Below are 16,567 nucleotides of genomic sequence, written 5' to 3' on the forward strand. Positions count from 1 at the left end.
AGTCACGGGAGCCCGTTATCGAATTTCCAGAATGGCTGAACCAGGCCTGGCCGCCGATAAAGCGCGTGATCCGACAGGGGCCTGGCGATCAGCCTTGCATCGCGTTGAACCAACTGGCCAACCCCGAGGTGCTGCAGCCTTTGCTGGCCCGCTTCGCGCTGCGCTACCCCGGCGTGAACCGCGCGGCCGTGGTCTCGCAATGGTCGATGAACTACATGAGCATCGTCCTGCCGGCCACCCTGGCCTGTGTGTTGACCCGTCACTGCGCTATCGACTTCTGGGGCGAGCAAGCACAGTTGCTGCACGATGATGGCCAACCGTCGGCGCTGAGCCTGCCGAGCCGCCTGCCGGCCCTGGGCGCGCAAGAGCGCGCGGCCTACTGGTCGCGGTTGGTCCATGAGCACCTGGCGCCGTTGTTCATCCCCCTGGCGGCTGCCGGTGGCCTGGCACCGAAAATACTCTGGGGCAACATGGTTGCCATCTGGGACGGCGCTTTCGCGAGAATGGACCCCGACCTCTCCCGGGACGGGTTCGCCGAGGCGCACCGTTGGCTGGAGCAAGCTACGGTCAACGACGGGCGCCTGAAGTTGCGGGGCCTGCAACGCATGGTCGAGTCGCCCGCGCCGCAGATCTGCCCAACCTTGCCCTTGCGCCGGCATTGCTGCCTGCACTATCAGTTGCACGAGCCCGTCGAGGGCCAGCCACCGGTGCTCTGCGAGTCCTGCCCGAAACTGCATCGCCTGCCCCTGGCGGAGCAGGTGAGCTATCTGCATTACATCTATGAATAGGCGTGAGCCCCGGTAACGGGGCTCGCCAGATTATCCACGGGTTTGTCGACGACCTCAGGACAACACCGCCGAGGCCTTCGCCGCAGCCTGGGGCGCCACTTCGCTGAGCGTGCCGTGCTCGATGCGGATCAGCCGGTCGGCCAGGCCGAAGTAGGCGTCGTCGTGGGAAATGACGATCAGCAATTTGCCCCGCTCGCGCAGGTCCGGCAGGATCCGGGTGTAGAAGAAATGCTTGAACACCGGGTCCTGGTCGGCCGCCCATTCGTCGAACAGGTAGCACGGGCGATCGTCCAGGTAGGCACTGAGCAGCGCCAGGCGCTTGCGTTGCCCGGTGGACAGGGCCAGGGTCGTCAGCTTGCCTTCCTCGATTTGCACCTTGTGATCAAGCTGCAGCTGGATCAGGTAGTCCTGCGCCTGCTTCACCAGGTGCGGATCGTCGCCGTCGAACAGGTTCTCGAACAGGCAGAAGTCGGTGAAGATCGCCGAGAAGTGCTGGCGGTAATGGTGGTTGTCGTGGCTGGAGGAGACTTGCTCGTCGAGTACGATGTCGCCGTTTTCCGGCCGGTAGAGGCCCGTCAGTAACAACGCCAGGGTGGTCTTGCCGCTGCCGTTGCCACCGGTGATGAACACCACTTCGCCGGCATTGAGCGTAAGGTCGATGGGGCCCAGCGTGAAATGGCCGTCCTCGCGCTCGCGGTAGTAGGTATGGCTGACCTGCCGGCACACCAGGCTGCGCACCTGGGTCGGGGTGATCGTCTCGATGGCCTCGTCGGCGGCCTGCATCTCGCCTTCCAGGGCGCGAATCTTGTTCAGCGCGACACTGGCCCGGCCCAGGGTCGGCAGGGCGTGCATCAGCTCCGACAGCGGCGTGATCATGTAGAGGATCGCCAGGATGTAGCCGGTGACCAGGCTGACCTGCAGCTCGATAAAGTGCGGCGCGGCGAACAGCACCACGCCGATCAGCAGGTAGAACACCGCATTGCCCCAGTTCATCACCAGCGCATAGATGCTCATGCCCCGCACGAAATCCCGGCGATATTGCTGGCTCACCGGAATCAGCAACCGGGTGAAGAAGTGTTGCCGGCGCGGGTGGTTGAGTTGCAGTTCCTTGCTGCCGTCGGTGAGCAGGCGGTACTGGTCGAACAACTGGTCCTTGAGCTCACGGGCCCGTGAGATCGAGGTCAGTGCCCGGCGTTGCGGCCAGTTGAAGCTGAGGCTGCCCAGGGCGATCAGCAACAGCGTCAGGCCGAGCAACGGCAGGCTCAGCCAGCCCAGGTAGGCCAGGCAGGCGGCGATGATCCCGGCGTTGACCAGCAGGATCGGCACCAGCTCCACCGCCTGGCTGATGGTTTGCGTATCGTCGGTCAGCATCGCCAGCAGGCGGTGCTTGCCCAGGCGCTGCAACTGCGCGTACGGCGTGTCGATCAGCTTGGCGCTCAGGTGCAGGCGCATGTCATTGACCGCTGCTTGGCCCAGGCGCAGCAGGCTGACGTCGGAGATCACCCGCGACACCGCCACCAGCGCCACCAGGGCGCCGAAGTACACGCCATCCATCGGCCGCAGTTGGTCGAACACCGTCAGGCTGTGGTTGATGTTGGCGATCAGGCCAGCCGCCGCAAGGCCGCAGATCAGGCCCGTCAAGGTCGCCACCAGCAGGGCGCGCCATGAACGTTTGGCCATGAGTAACAACAGATCCATTTCAAACCGCTCCGTGTGTCGCAAGGGCCTCGAGACGCGCCGCCAGTTGCTGCTGGAAGGCGGGCTGTTCGAGGACAGTGAGGTGCTGTGCCGGGATGACGTCGCGGGTCAGCGAACCGCTGCTCAGGCGTTCCCAGTGTGGATCGGCAAAGTCAGCCTGGGCCAGGGTGTCGCTGGCCCACCAGACATGCACCGGGCAGCTCAGCCGGGCCGGCTTGAAGCTGGCCAGCAAGTGCTGGGTATGCTGCTGGTAGCGCAGCCGCGTCTGCAAATGTTCCCAGCTGTCGCCATCGAGTTGCAAGCCTTGCTGGCGCGCCCACTGCACCAGTTCCGGCAGGCGTGCCGCCGCAGGCAGGGCATCCAGTTGCGCGGTCAACGCGCTCATCAGCGGCGCCGGCAATTGGCGCATCAGCGCCTGGCTGTCGGGGGTCAAGGCCTCGACCGCCGATTCCAGCAGCGCTTGGACGCTGTCCTCCGGCGCCTGGTGCTGGTATTGCGAGTCGATGATGCCCAGGAAGGCGACCTGTTCGCCCAGGCTTTCCAGGCGCGCCGCCGCGGCGATCGCCAGCAGTCCACCGAGGGAGAAGCCCAGCAGGTGATAAGGCCCGTGGGGTTGCTGTTGGCGCAGGTGTTCGACGTAGAGCGCGGCGAGGCTCTCGATGTCGCCTCCCAGCGCCGTGCTGTCCTCGGCCAGGTAGGCCGCCTGCAAGCCCCAGAGGTTCCGGGCCTGCAACGGCGCCAACAGCGCGCGGTAGTCCTGCACATGGCCGGTGGACGGGTGGAAGCAGAACAGGTTGGCCGCTTCGACGCCGGGCGGCGACAGCCTGACCAGCGGCGACAGTTTCAACTCGGCCTGCACCAGCGCCGCAAACGCCGAGACGCTGGGCGCGTTGAACACGGCGTTGACGGTCACTGGCGCCGACAGGGCGGTCTGCAAGCGGCTGGCCAGCGTTACCGCCGCCAGGGAATGGCCGCCCAGCTCGAAGAAGTCATCGTCGATGCCCACCCGCTCCAGGCCCAGGACCTGCGCCCAGACCTCGGCGAGCAGGGCCTCCAGCGGTGTGCGCGGCAAGGCACTGCCGACCGTGTCGAGCACTTTGTCGGCCCATTGCTGCAAAGTCTTGCGGTCGAGCTTGCCGTTGCCCATCAGCGGCAACGCTTCGACGATCCGTAGGGTCGGCAGCATGTAGTCCGGCAGGCAATCCTGGGCCTGGCCGTGCAAGCGCGCGACGCTGGTCGAATGCCCGGGTGCCAGGGTCATGAAGGCGAACAATTGCTGGCCGAGTTCGCCACGGGGAATGCACTCCACCGCCGCTTGGGCCACACCGGGCAGGCCGGCCAGTTGGGCCTGTATCTCGTCGAGTTCCACGCGAAAGCCGCGGATCTTCACCTGGCGGTCCGCACGCCCGGCGATCTCCAGGCTGCCGTCATGGAGGTAGCGCGCCACGTCGCCGGTGCGATACAGGCGCTCGCCGGGCTCTTGCGCCGACTCGATGAACCGTCCGGCGTCCTGTTGTGCATCCAGGTAACCGCGCGCCAGTTGCGGGCCGGCGATGTACAGCTCGGCACTTTGGCCGGGGGCGACGGGCGCCAGTTGCTCGTCCAGCAGGTGCAGGCGCATGCCGTCGAGACGGTCGCCGAGGGGCAGGCGGCGATAGTCCACGGCCGGTTCGAGCTGGTGCATCACCACCCCGACCGTGGTTTCGGTGGGGCCGTAATGGTTGAAGATCGTCAGGGCCGGCGCGTGTTCGCGAATGCTGCGCAGCAGGCGGGGCGAGCAGTTTTCACCGCCGAGGATCAGTTGCTTGCGCGGCAGCACGGCGGCGCTTTGGGCGTGAATCAGCCAGGCGTCGAGCAACGACGGTACGACCTTCAAGTGATCGACCGGATGCTGCGCCTGCCACGTGGCCCAGGCCTGGGCATCCATGGCGGTTTCCTTGTCCAGCAGGTGCAGTTCGCCGCCGCTGAGCAGCGCCGGGAACAGCAAGGTGTAGCCCAGGTCGGCGGCCAGCGAGGTGACCACCGCGCTGCGCTCGCCGGCCGCCAGGTGCAGGCGCCGGGAGACACTGGCGACGTAGCTGGCAAGCTGGCGGTGCTCGACGATGACGCCTTTGGGCGTGCCGGTGCTGCCGGAAGTGAACAGCACGTAGGCGGCGTCTGCGGGTTGGACCTCGTGCTCCGGTGCGTGGCTCGGACCTTGCTGCCAGAGCGTTTCCTCGCGCAAATCGAGGCTGGCGACGGCGGGCAGGGCGGGTGCCGGGCCCGCCGCGCCGCTGAGGATGAACGCCGGTCGCGCCTGTTGCAGGATGGCCAGGGAGCGTTGGGCGGGTTGATGCACGTCCAGCGGCACGAACGCGGCACCGCTTTTCAGCACGGCGAGCATCGCCAGCACCATCGGCGCCGAGCGATCCAGGTACAGCGCCACGCGGTCTTCGCGACCGATACCCTGGGCCCGCAGGTAATGCGCCAGCTGGTTGCTGCGTGCGTCCAGCTCGGCGTAGTCCAGATGCCCATGGTGGTCGCGCAGGGCCACGTGAAGAGGGTATTGGCTGGCGCAGGCGCTGAAGCGCGCCGGTACGCTGGCCAACACCGCTGCGCTGTCGAGTGGGCCCTGTAGCGCCGCCAGCGTTGCGGCGAAGCTCGGGGCCTGCAACGACAGCGCCGACAGCGGCGTGGCAGGGTTGGCGAGGGCATCGAGCAGCAGCGACTGCAGCTGTTCCAGCAGCATCGCGGCGGCCTGTTCGCTGTAGCGGTTCGGCAGGTGAGACAGGCTCAGGCGATAACCACTGCCCGTCGTTTCAGCCACCAACAGCAGCTCCATGCCTGCCGGGATGGCGTGGGCGTCCAGTACCGTGAGCGTCGAGGCGCTGCTGCCCAGGACGTCGAGCCGCTCGGGCAGTTGCGCGCCCCACTGGAAGCCGTAGTGCGACGCTTCGGATGCCTGGGCGGTGCTGACGCCGCAGTATTCCTGCCATTCGGTGGCTTGCTCGCAGAGGTTTTGCAGGTGTGCCAGGGCCTGGGCGAACGAGCTCTCGGGGGCCGGTTGCCAGCGCAGGGGCAGGGGCTTGGCGAACAGGCCCCAGCAGTCGGCGAGTTCTTCGTAGTCGTCGCGGCAATCATGGACCCAGTTCAAGGTCAGGGCCGGGCTGTCGCCGCTGCTCAAGCGTTGCAGCAACACGGCCCAGGCGGTCATCAGCACCTGCTCGGCAGATGCATCGTGGCGCTGGCAAAAGCTGTCCAGGGCCGCGTTCAACAGCGGGCTGGCGAGCAGGCGAGTGGTCACCGGGGTGGCGGCGCGGTCGCTGCGCACCTGGCGGTAGAACAGCTCGCCGGTGGCCGCTGGGTCCACCGCCTGGGTGGCCCAGAAACGCCGGCCATGCTCGGCGTCTTCGTCGGCCTGCAATTCGTAGAGCCAGGCGCTGTATTGGGTGTAGGTCATGGCTTCGTCGTCGACCGTCGGCGCCTGCGCGCAAGCCAAGGCCTGGGCCAGGCGCAGCAAGGTCCCGCGGTCCGCGCCCAGGGCTGGCAGTTGCAGGCTGAGCCGATGCCGATCGGCCCCCACCGATTGCACCTCGACACGGATGGCGTCGTGTGCGGTGACGGCCGACTCCACCACCTGCAACGGCAGCAACAGGCCCGGCTCGGGCCGTACCCGCAGGCGTAGCGCTTCGTGGCAGGCGCTCAGCGCGGCGAGCCGTTGCTGCACGCGCTCCAGGGCCAGCGCGCCGCTGATCTCCAGCTCCAGGCGCGCCGACGGCAAACCGCCCAGCCACTGGCTGCGTTGCTGTGGCGAGAGGGCGAACGCTTCTTCACGCTTTTCGTAGGCGCTCATGCCTGCACCTCCGCCGCCGGCTGCGGCGGCACGTCGGGCAAAGCCCCCTTCAATTGGTCACGACGCATCATCTGGCCCATGGCGACACAGATCTTGCGCTCGCCTTCGAACGGGTCGCGGGCGTGGGCCACCAGCATGTTGTCGAGCATCACCATGTCACCTTTTTGCCAGGCGAACCGCACGGCGCAGTCTTCGTACGCCGCACCGATCACGTCCATCACCGCGTCTTCGATCACGCTGCCGTCGCCGTAATAGACGTTGCGCGGCAGGTGTTGCGGGCCGAACAGATTGATCAGGTTGCTGCGCACTTCAGGCTCCAGGCAGGCGGTGTGGTGCAATTGCACCTGGTTGAAGAACGACAGCTCGCCGGTCTCGGGATGCTCGACAATGGCCGGGCAGTGCTGGGCGATGCGCAGGTTATCGGCCCCCAGCCATTCCCAGCGCATGCCCGATGCCTGGCATTGGCGCTCGACTTCCTCGCGCTGTTGGGTCTTGAAGAAGTCCTGCCAGCGCACGTCCAGCTTGTCGGTGAAGTGGCGCACGTAGAGCAGGCCCTGGCTCTTCAAGCGGGCAACGATGTCGTCCGGCAGGCGCGCCAGCACCTGGCGGCAATCGACGATCGGCGTGCAGCCGCCCACCGGCGAAGGTGTTTCGCAATAGAACCACTGCTTGCGCGGCCACTGCGGCAGGTGCGAGCTCTCGTTGTGGAAGAGAATCATGTGTTGTTCCGGGTACGGCGTGGAGTGGTAGATGTTCTTGCCGGAGGTGTTCTTCGGCAGGTCACCGTAGGTCCCGTAGAGGTCCGGTTCGATGGCCTGGGCGAACTGCTCGAAAGCGGCGGCGTCCGGCAGGTTGAAGCCGCGGAACAGCAGCCCGCCGTGGGTGCGCAATTGCTCGTTGATCCATGCCCGGGCTTGCAGCGCCCAGTGCGCCGGGTCGAGGTCGCCCAGCAGCGGTTCGATGACCAGCGGCAGGGGCTGCCCGGCGATCAGCGTGCGGGTGCGCACCTGTTCGTGGGCCAACTGGCTGACGGCGGTGGCCCGGGTCTGCTTGAGCTTGCTCAGCTTGGACAGCTTGCGCGCGCTGCGTGCCGTCGCGTCGTCGGCCGGTGCTTCAGGCTGGGCCGGCGCGCTGCTGTCCTGAGGGTGCGCCAAGCGCCAGGACCAATCGTCCAGTGCTTGCCCGGAAGCCGAGGCGATCCGCTCCACCAGGCTTTCGAAGCCCTGTTCGAGGCGCTTGACGGTCGCTTCCTGCAGCACGCCGGTGCGGTACACCCAACGCACATTCAGGCCTTGGGCTTCGTCTTCCTCGACAAACACGGCGAGGTCGAACTTGCTGCTTTCCTGGCGCGGCGCCAGGTGCTCCACCGCAAGATCGGCCAGGCTGGCATTGCCGGTGGGCGTGTTCTGCATGACGAACAGCACCTGGACCAGCGGGTTCACCCCTGGCGTACGGGGCGGTTGCAGTTCCTCGACCAGTTTGTCGAACGGCACCTGCTGGTGCTGGAAGGCTGACAGGCAGTCTTCACGCAGGCGTTGCAGGCGCTCGTCGAACCCTTCGCCTTCGCTCAGGCGTGCGCGGATTGGCAGCACGTTGACGAAGAAGCCGATGAGGTGTTCCAGCGCCGGGTGTTCGCGGTTGGCCAGGTCGGTGCCGACGATGAAGTCGTTGGCCCCGGTGGCGCGCTGCATCAGGCTGTTGAAGGCGTTCAGCAGGACCATGAACAGCGTCGCTCGCTGCTGTTGCGCATAGGCCTTGAGCACCTGCGCCTGGGCCGGGCTGAACCGTTGCTCCAGGGCCGCGCCCTGGTAGTCGGGACGCGCCGGGCGCGGGTAGTCGAGCGGCAGCGGGATCAGCGTCGGTGCACCGTCCAGTTGGCGGCGCCAGTAGTCGATGGCCCGCGCCAGTTGGCGTTGCTGCGCTTCGCTGCGTTGCCAGTAGGCGTAGTCGGCGTACTGGACCGGCAACACCGGCAACACCGGCAAGTCCGGGGTCGCACCACGGGTGTAGGCCTGGTAGCCGGTGATCAGCTCCTGCACCAGGATGCCCATGGACCAGGCGTCGGTGGCGATGTGGTGCAGCACCAGTTGCAGCACGTGATCGTCCGCGCCCAGGCGCAGCAACCGTGCGCGCAGCATCGGCGCCTGTTGCAGGTCGAATGGGGTGCCGGCCTGCTCGTCGATCAGGCGTTGCAGGGTGTGCGCTTGCTGCTCGCCGTCGAGCGGGGCCAGCTCGGTCGGCGTCAGGTCGACCACGGGGGCCGGGCTGATCACTTGGCAAGGCTGGTCGCCGTTGAGCTGGAAGGCGGTGCGCAGTGATTCATGGCGCTCCAGCACGGTTTGCAACGCCGCTTGCAGCGCCGGGATGTCCAGCGCACCGCGCAGCCGCACCACGCTGCTCATGTTGTAGGCGGCGCTCGGGCCTTCGAAACGATCGAGGAACCACAAGCGTTGCTGGCTGAACGACAACGGCAACGGCTGGTGCCGTGGCGCCAGGGCGATGTCGCTGTCGCCCGCGGACTCGACCGGGGCCTCGCGCTGGCGGTCCACCGCGGCGGCCAACTGCTCCAGGGTGCCGCGCTCGAACAGCGTGCGCAGCGGCAGGTTCACGTTCAGGCGTCGACGAATCCGCGACAGCACCTGGGTCGCCAACAGCGAGTGACCGCCGATGGCGAAGAAGTCGTCGTGCACGCCGACCGTGTCCAGGCCGAGAATCTCCTGCCACAGTTGCGCCAGGACCTGTTCGGTTTCGGTGCGCGGGGCCACGCACAATGCTTCGTTGGTCTCGGCCTGGGGCACACCGCGGGCGGCGAGGGCGCGGCGGTCGACCTTGCCGTTGGCGTTCAGCGGCAATTGTTCCAGCGCCAGCCAGCGCGCCGGCACCATGTAGCTCGCCAGTTGCGCGCCCAGGTAAGCGGCCAGCACCTGTGGCGCGGGCTCGTCGCCCAGGTCGGCGGTGCTGTCCAGCACGTACCAGGCGACCAGTTGCAGGGCTCCCCGGGTGTCGGGCAGCGCCAGGACGGCCGCGCTGTTCACTGCCGGGTGTTGCATCAGGCGGTTTTCGATCTCGCCGAGTTCGATCCGGTGGCCGCGGATCTTCACTTGCTGATCGCGGCGGCCGAGGTATTCGAGCACGCCATCGGCGCGCAGCCGGCCGATGTCACCGCTGCGGTACAGCCGCGCATCCGCCTGGAACGGGTGCGGGACGAAGGCTTCGCGGGTGCGCTGTGGGTCGCGCAGGTAACCGCGCCCCACGCCGACGCCACCGATGCACAATTCACCGGGAACACCGATGGGCACCATGCGCAGTGCTGAATCGAGCACGAACACCTGGTTGTTGGCGGTGGGTTTGCCGATAGGCATGTGCAGGCAGTCGTCGGCCGGGGCTTGGGTGATTGGGTGGAAGGCCACATCGTCCGAGCATTCCGCCGGGCCGTAGGCGTTCATCAGGGCGATGGTCGGGAAGCGTGCGAACCAGTCCCGCGCCAGGGCCGGTGGCAAGGCTTCACCGGTGGGCAGCAACCAGCGCAGGCTTGCCAGGGTATGGTGCGCCTGGCTTTCCTGGAGCATGCCGCGGATCAGCGCCGGCACGGTTTCCAGAAGCGTCAGCCCGTGCGCCTGGACGGCGTCGAGCAGGGCCACCGGGTCATGGGCCTGGGTGTCGGGAAGAATCTGCACGGTGGCGCCGAACAGCGGTGCGGCGAGGAACTGCCACACGCAGATATCGAACGCCGCCGACGCGGTCTGGGCAATCCGGTCGTGCTCGCCCAGGCCCAGGCTCGGGACCTTGCCGAACATGTTGTTGAGCATCCCGCGTTGCTCGACCATGACCCCTTTCGGTGTGCCGGTGGAGCCCGAGGTGAAGATCACGTAGGCCAGTTGGTCGGGGTCGTGGACATAGGTGACCGCCGGTGCCTCGCTGCCTTGCCAGAGCGCCTGGGCGATCAGGCAGGTGGGTTGCCGACGCAGTTGTGGCAGGACGTTGTCCAGGGTCGCGCTGGCGCTGTCGCACACCAGCAGCAGCGGGGCTTCGCCGAGGTCCAGCAGCTCCGCCAGGCGGGCCGGCGGCTGCTGGATGTCGAGGGCCTGGAACGCGGCGCCGGCCTTGAGTGTGGCGATCATCATCGTCAGCAGGGCCAGGCCACGCTCGGCAAACAGCGCCACCAGGGTTTCCGGGCCGGCGCCAGCCTGTTGCAGCGCGTGGGCGATGGCGTTGGTGCGGCGGTCCAGTTCGGCGTAGGTCAGCGATTGGTCCTGGCAGACCGCGGCGATGTGCTGCGGGCGGCGACGGACCTGGTCGGCGAACAGCGAGGCATAGCCACGCTCCAGCGGGAAGTCGACGGTGCTTGGGTTGCACTCGACCTGCAAGTGACGGCGCTCCGCTTCGGGGAGCATCTGCAAGCTGCCCAGCGGTGCCTGTGGCTGGTCGAGCATGCTGGAAAGCAATTGCACCAGATGGCCGAGCATGCGCTGCACGGTGTCGGTGGTGAAGCGCTGGCTGTCATAGGACAGGCGAATGCCCAGGCGATCGCCGGGGTAGAGCACCACGGTCATCGGGAAGTTGGTGTGCACCCGGTCTTCATAGATGTCGATGCTGAAGGCATCCAGTTGCACGCTGCTGATGTCCAGCGGGGCGTTCTCGAACACCACCAGGCTGTCGAACAGTTGCTGGCCGCGGGGTACTTCGCTGCAACGCTGGATGTCCACCAGCGACGCGCTTTCGTGCTCGCGCAATTGCGCGTTGTGCGACAGCAGCGCTTGCAGCCAGTCGGCGACCGGCGCTTGCGGGTCGACGTCCACCCGCAGCGGCAGGCTGTTGATGAACAGCCCGACCATTTCCTCGACGCCGGCAAGGTCGGTGGGACGACCGGCCACGGTGACGCCAAACAGCACGTCGCGGTTGCCGCTGTAGCGCGACAGCAACAGCGCCCAGGCACCCTGGATCCAGGTGTTCGGCGTCAGTTGGTATTGCTGGCACAGCTGCTGCAAACGTTGGGTCTGGGCGATGCTCAGGGTCTGGTCGAAGTCACCCACCTGTTCCGGCGCCTGTTCGGGGCGCGCCACGGGGCTGTCCACGTGCAGTGGCGTCGGTTCGCTGAAACCGGCCATCTGCGCCTGCCAGAAAGCGTGGGCGGCGGCCATGTCATGGCGCTCCAGCCAGCTCATGTAGCCACGGAACGAACGCAGGCGCGGACGGGCTACCGGCTCCTCGCGCACGATGGCTTGGTAGATCGCCAGCAGGTCTTCCATCAGCAGGCCGAAGCACCAGGCGTCGGTGAGGATGTGGTGGAAGCTGCGCACCACGGCGAAGCGACGCTCATCCAGTTGGAATACCCGCAGGTGGGTCAGGGGCGCACACGCCATGTCGAAGCCTTGCAGACGCTGGGTTTCCAGGGCCTGGTCCATCGCCAGGCGTTGCTGCTCGGCATCGAGATGGCGCAGGTCCTGCCAGTCGAACGCCGCATGGGTCTGGCGGTAGACGCATTGCAGCGGTTCGTGGTCGTCCTGCCACCAGAATGCGGTGCGCATCATCGGGTGGCGTTGCAGGAACAGTTGCCAAGCCGCTTCCATCGCCGGGCGTTGCAACACGCCGTCCCAGCTGTAGCGCTGTTGCATCAGGTAGATCCCGCTGTGGGGTTGCAGCAGGGTGTGCAGCAGCATGCCCTGTTGCATCGACGACAGCGGGTAGACGTCTTCGATGTTCAGCCAGTCCAGCGGCTCGGCCGCCAGGGTCGCCGCTTGCTTGTGGCACAGCGGGAAGGCCTGGCTGGCGGGGCGCAGGTCGGCGGCGTTGATCAGCCCGGCCAGTTCGCCCAAGCGTTGCACGAGCTGCGGCGCCCAGGTGGCGGCGAGGGCACCCTGGCAGCGCACGTGCAGGCAACCGTCCTGCCACCAGGCGTCCAGGGTCAGCGGGCAGCTCGTTGCCGGCAATGGGCTCGCAGCCTCGATCTGGGCCAGGATGCCGTGTGCTTCGCGGTGACTGTCGCGGTTGCCCTGCCAGCGAATGGCGACGGCTGCCGGCGGCAGGTCACGCAGGGGTTCTTGCAGGTACGCGTTGTCCGACAGGTAGCGCAGGGCACCGTAGTCGACGCCGTGCTGCGGGTAGGCCCGCCACTGCGCGGCCAGCGCCTGCACGCGTTGCAGCAGGTTGTCGCCTTCGGCCTGGAGGAAGTACGGCACCGCCAGGTCCAACGGGCCGAGGATGCGGGCCGGTTCCAGGTCGGCCACGGCAATCGGCGCATTGACGGGCAAGCGTTCGGCGGCGGGGCGCCCACCCTGTACGCTCAGCGCCAGCAGGCCGGCGCCGCCGTGCTCACGGCACTGTTCGGCCACGGCAGCGGCCAACAGGCTGTTCCAGTCCAGTTGCAGCACTTGGGCCACGCGCTTGAGGTCGCTGGAGAGGCTGGCCGGCAGCGCCTGTTCGACCAGGTCGGCCGATGCCTGGCTAGCAGGCAGTTGCAGGGTATCGGCACCGGCGTATTGCAGCCAGTGCTCCCAGGCCTCGTCCAGGGCATCCCCTTGGGCGTGGTCCTGCTGGTGCCGGGTCCACTGGGTGAAGTCGCCGCCACCATAGGACAGGCGCACCGGCCGTTGATAGCGCAGTTGCGCCAGCGCCAGGTTGAGGTCGCTCAGCAGCAGTGACCAAGAGGCTTCGTCGACGCTCAGTGGGTGAGCGGCCAACAGCAAGAATGGCTTGCCGGCCACGTCCAGCAGTCGGGCATGCAAGGTCTGGCCGGCGTCCAGCTCCAGGGCATCGACACCGGCCTGGGCCAGGCGCTGCAACTGCACCGGCGTGCAGGCGGCCAGGGTTTCGCTGCCGATGACCGACGCCTTGGCCGCGCCCAGCACCCGTTGTTGCCATTGGCCTTCGGGCAGGGCCTTGAGCGCCAGACGCAAAGCCTGGTGGTGTTGCTGCAACGCACTGATCGCCTGGCCCAGCAATTCGCTGTCAAGGGCCTGGGCCAGCGCCACGCAGCGCCAGGTGGCGTCCAGCGGCCCCTGTTCCAGGCGGGCCCGTTGGCCGGCGCCCAGGGGCAGTTCGTAGCCTTCGGCGAGGTTGTCCGTCATTCCCTGGCTGGCGTCGGCACCCAGTACCCGGGCGATGTCAGCGATGGTGCGGTTCTCGAACAGTTGACGCGGGGTGAGTTTCAGCCCTTGTTGGTTGGCGCGGGCGATGATCTGCAGGTTGATGATCGAGTCGCCGCCAAGGGCGAAGAAGTTGTCGTGCACGCTGACCCGTTCCAGCTTCAGGACGTCCTGCCAGATCTCGGCCAGCAGCGCCTCGACGTCGTTGCGCGGGGCCACGTGGCTGGCGCTGTCTTCGGTAGGCTTTTGCGGGGTCGGCAGGCGTTGGACGTCGACCTTGCCGTTGCGGGTGAGGGGCAGTTCATCGAGGGTGATGAAGTGCGCCGGGACCATGTAGTCCGGCACGCGGGCACTGAGGTCGTTGCGCAGCTTGGTGGCGGACAGCGATTGGCTGGCGACCAGCCAGGCCACCAGGCGCAGGGTGCCGTCCAGTTCCACGGCACGCACCAGGGCCTGCTCGATCAGCGGCGACAGGCGCTTGATCTGTGCCTCGACTTCCCCCAGCTCCAGGCGGTTGCCGCGAATCTTCACCTGGCTGTCGACGCGGCCGAGGAACGCCAGTTGGCCGTCCACTTGCCAGCGCACGCGGTCACCGGTGCGATACCAGCGCTGCTGTTGCGCATCCAGGTGGAAACGTTCGGCGGTGAGGTCGTCGCGGTGCAGGTAACCCCGGGCCAGGGCGCCGCTGATCAGCAGCTCACCGCTGACGCCGGTGGCGGTCAGGCGACCGTCGCCATCGACCACTTGCAAGTGGCGGTTGGGCAGCGGTCGGCCGAGGGCAATGCTGCGCAGGCCTGGGGTCAGTTCGGTGGCAATCGCGCCGACCGTCGCTTCGCTCGGGCCGTAGTGGTTGAACACCCTCAGCCCCGGCGCCAGGTGATTCACCTGCTCCAGGAGCGCCGGGCTGAGGGCGTCACCGCCGAAGACCAGCAGCGAGCGCGGCAACAGCCGCGCATCGGGCAGCGCCTGCAACAGGCCGGCGAGGTGGCTTGGGGTGATCTTCAGCACATCCACCGGGTGCCGGTCGAAGAGCTCGGCCAGGGCCAGCGGGCTGAAACCGCTGTCCTCGTCCACCAACAACAGGCTGGCGCCGCTGCACAGGGCACCGAACAGCTGGGTGTGGCCGAGGTCGGCGGCAATGCTCGACAGCAAGCCGTAGGTGGCGGCCGACGGCGGGTTGAGCACGGCGTGCACCGCCGTGAGGTAGTCGACAATGGCGCGGTGCTCGACCACCACGCCTTTCGGCGTGCCGGTGGAACCCGAGGTGTAGATCACGTAGGCCGCATCGGTCGGGCTGTGGGCCACGGCCGGTGGCGTGTCGGGTTGACGGGCGAGGGTGTCGGCCTGTTCCGCCAGCCACAACGCCTGGGTATGTTCGGCCAGTTGCTTGAGCAAGGGCGACGGTGTGGCGCCAAGCAGCAGCGCCGCGCGGCTGTCCACCAGCACGTCGACCAGACGCCCGGCGGGTTGCTTGATATCCAAGGGCAGGTACGCCGCGCCGGCCTTGAGGGTGGCGAGCAGGGCGATCACGAAATCGGCGCTGCGCTCGAAGGCCAGTGCGACCACGCTGCCCTGGTCGATGCCTTGGGCGCGCAGGCAGTGGGCGAGGCGGTTGGCCTGCTGATCGAGTTCACGGTAGGTCAATGCGACCTGGTGATCGCGAACCGCCAGGTGCTCGGGGCAACGGGCAGCCTGCTGTTCGAAGCGCTGGTGCAGGCATTCGAGGGGCACGGGCAGTTGCGCGCCACGGCCTTGCGCCAACAATTGCTGGCGTTCTTCGGCGTCCAGCCATTCCAGGCGGTTGACCTGGCATTGGGCTTGGCTGGTCATCGCCAGCAGGATCGCGCGCAACTGCGTGGACAACACCGCGACTTCGGCGTCGCTGAAGCGGCTGCGGTCGTAGCTGATCAGGTAGTGCAGTTGGGTGTCCGGCATCACGATCAGCGACAACGGGAAGTGGTTGCGGCCCTGGGTGAGGGTGAGGCCGTCGACCTGCTGGTCGTTGGCCGGGGCGCTGAAGCTCAAGCCACCGGTGTCCTGGTTGAGGGCATCGGTCACCGGGAAGTTCTCGAACACCAGGATCGAGTCGAACAACGCCTGCTCGGCGGCAATGCGGGTCATCGCCTTGAGTTTGCCCAACGGCAGGTAGGCGTGGTGGCGCAGGTCGCTGTTGGCGTGCTGCAACTGTTGCAGCCAGTCCACCAGCGTCGGGCTCTCGGCCCACTGCACCCGCAGCGGCAGGGTGTTGATGAACAGCCCGACGGTGCTGTCCACCGCTGCCAGGTTCTCCGGCCGGCCGGCGACCGTGACGCCGTACACCACGTCGTCGCGTCCGGCGTGCTGGCCCAGCAACAACGCCCAGGCGCCTTGGATCAGGGTGTTGATGGTCAGGTCATGGCGCCGGGCGAACTGGGTCAGTTGCTCGGTTTCACCTGAGTCCAGGCGGCTTTCCCGCTCGGCGAACGGCGCGCCCGACGGCGCGGCCTGGCGGGTGGCGAAGGACGGCAGTGGGGTCGGTTCGCTCAGGTCCTGCAACTGTTCACGCCAGAACTGTTCGGTGACGGCCATGTCCTGTTCCGCCAGCCAGGCGATGTAGTCGCGGTAAGGGCGGGTGGCTGCCAGGTGGGCCGGGCGGCCGTGGGCTTGTTCGTAGTACAGCGCCAGCCATTCCTGGACCGCGATGCCGACGCTCCAGCCGTCCATGAGGATGTGATGGAAGGTCCAGATCAGGTGCCAGCGCTCGGGCGCCAGGCGCACCAGGCACACGCGCATCAGCGGCGACTCGTTCAGTTCCAGCGGTTGGGCCCGTTGCTCCAGGCCCAGTTGCTCCAGGGCCGCTTGCGTGTCGGCGCGGCCCTGCCAGTCCAGTTCGGTCAGGGGCAGGTCGACGTCCTGCTGCACCACCTGATAGGCATCGTCCAGCTCTTCCCACAGGAACGCACTGCGCAGCACCGCGTGGCGTTGCATCAGCGCCTGCCAGGCCCCGCGAAAGGCGCCCAGTTGCAGCGGGCCGTTCATTTCCAGGGTCAGTTGCTGGTAGTACACCCGCGAGTCCGGTTCAAAGACACTGTGAAACAGCAGGCCGTGCTGGGTCGGCGAAAGGGAGTAGATGTCTTCGATGTTGTTCATGCTTGCTTGGTCCATTTCAAAGGCTTGAAAACAGT

General features: G+C 67.2%; 4 protein-coding genes. 1 reads left to right on the forward strand and 3 read right to left on the reverse strand.

Annotated elements, in window-relative coordinates; genetic code table 11:
• Window positions 1-104 precede the first annotated feature (104 nt).
• On the forward strand, window positions 105-788 hold the full coding sequence (fhuF, locus tag V3H56_RS11035; RefSeq protein WP_338474600.1) for a siderophore-iron reductase FhuF: 684 nt from the start codon (window positions 105-107) through the stop codon (window positions 786-788).
• 54 nt (window positions 789-842) lie between these two features.
• Here fhuF and V3H56_RS11040 read toward each other — a convergent pair whose 3' ends face one another.
• Genes V3H56_RS11040 through V3H56_RS11050 form a run of 3 tightly spaced genes read right to left on the reverse strand, consistent with a single transcriptional unit; the run spans window position 843 to window position 16,532 of the window.
• A complete protein-coding gene (locus V3H56_RS11040; protein ID WP_047735542.1) occupies window positions 843-2,486 on the reverse strand; it encodes a cyclic peptide export ABC transporter in 1,644 nt (547 codons plus the stop codon).
• 1 nt (window position 2,487) lies between these two features.
• Window positions 2,488-6,318 (reverse strand): amino acid adenylation domain-containing protein, encoded by a 3,831-nt coding sequence (locus V3H56_RS11045; protein WP_338474601.1) that lies wholly within the window; start codon window positions 6,316-6,318, stop codon window positions 2,488-2,490.
• Window positions 6,315-16,532 carry an amino acid adenylation domain-containing protein gene (locus V3H56_RS11050; protein WP_338474602.1) on the reverse strand — a complete coding sequence of 3,406 codons (10,218 nt, stop codon included), beginning with the start codon at window positions 16,530-16,532 and terminating at the stop codon, window positions 6,315-6,317. Before V3H56_RS11050 ends, V3H56_RS11045 begins: the two co-directional genes overlap by 4 nt.
• Between the last annotated feature and the right edge of the window lie 35 nt (window positions 16,533-16,567).

The organism is Pseudomonas sp. MS646 (assembly GCF_036693845.1).
In the GTDB taxonomy this organism is placed as follows: Bacteria; Pseudomonadota; Gammaproteobacteria; order Pseudomonadales; family Pseudomonadaceae; genus Aquipseudomonas; species Aquipseudomonas chlororaphis_E.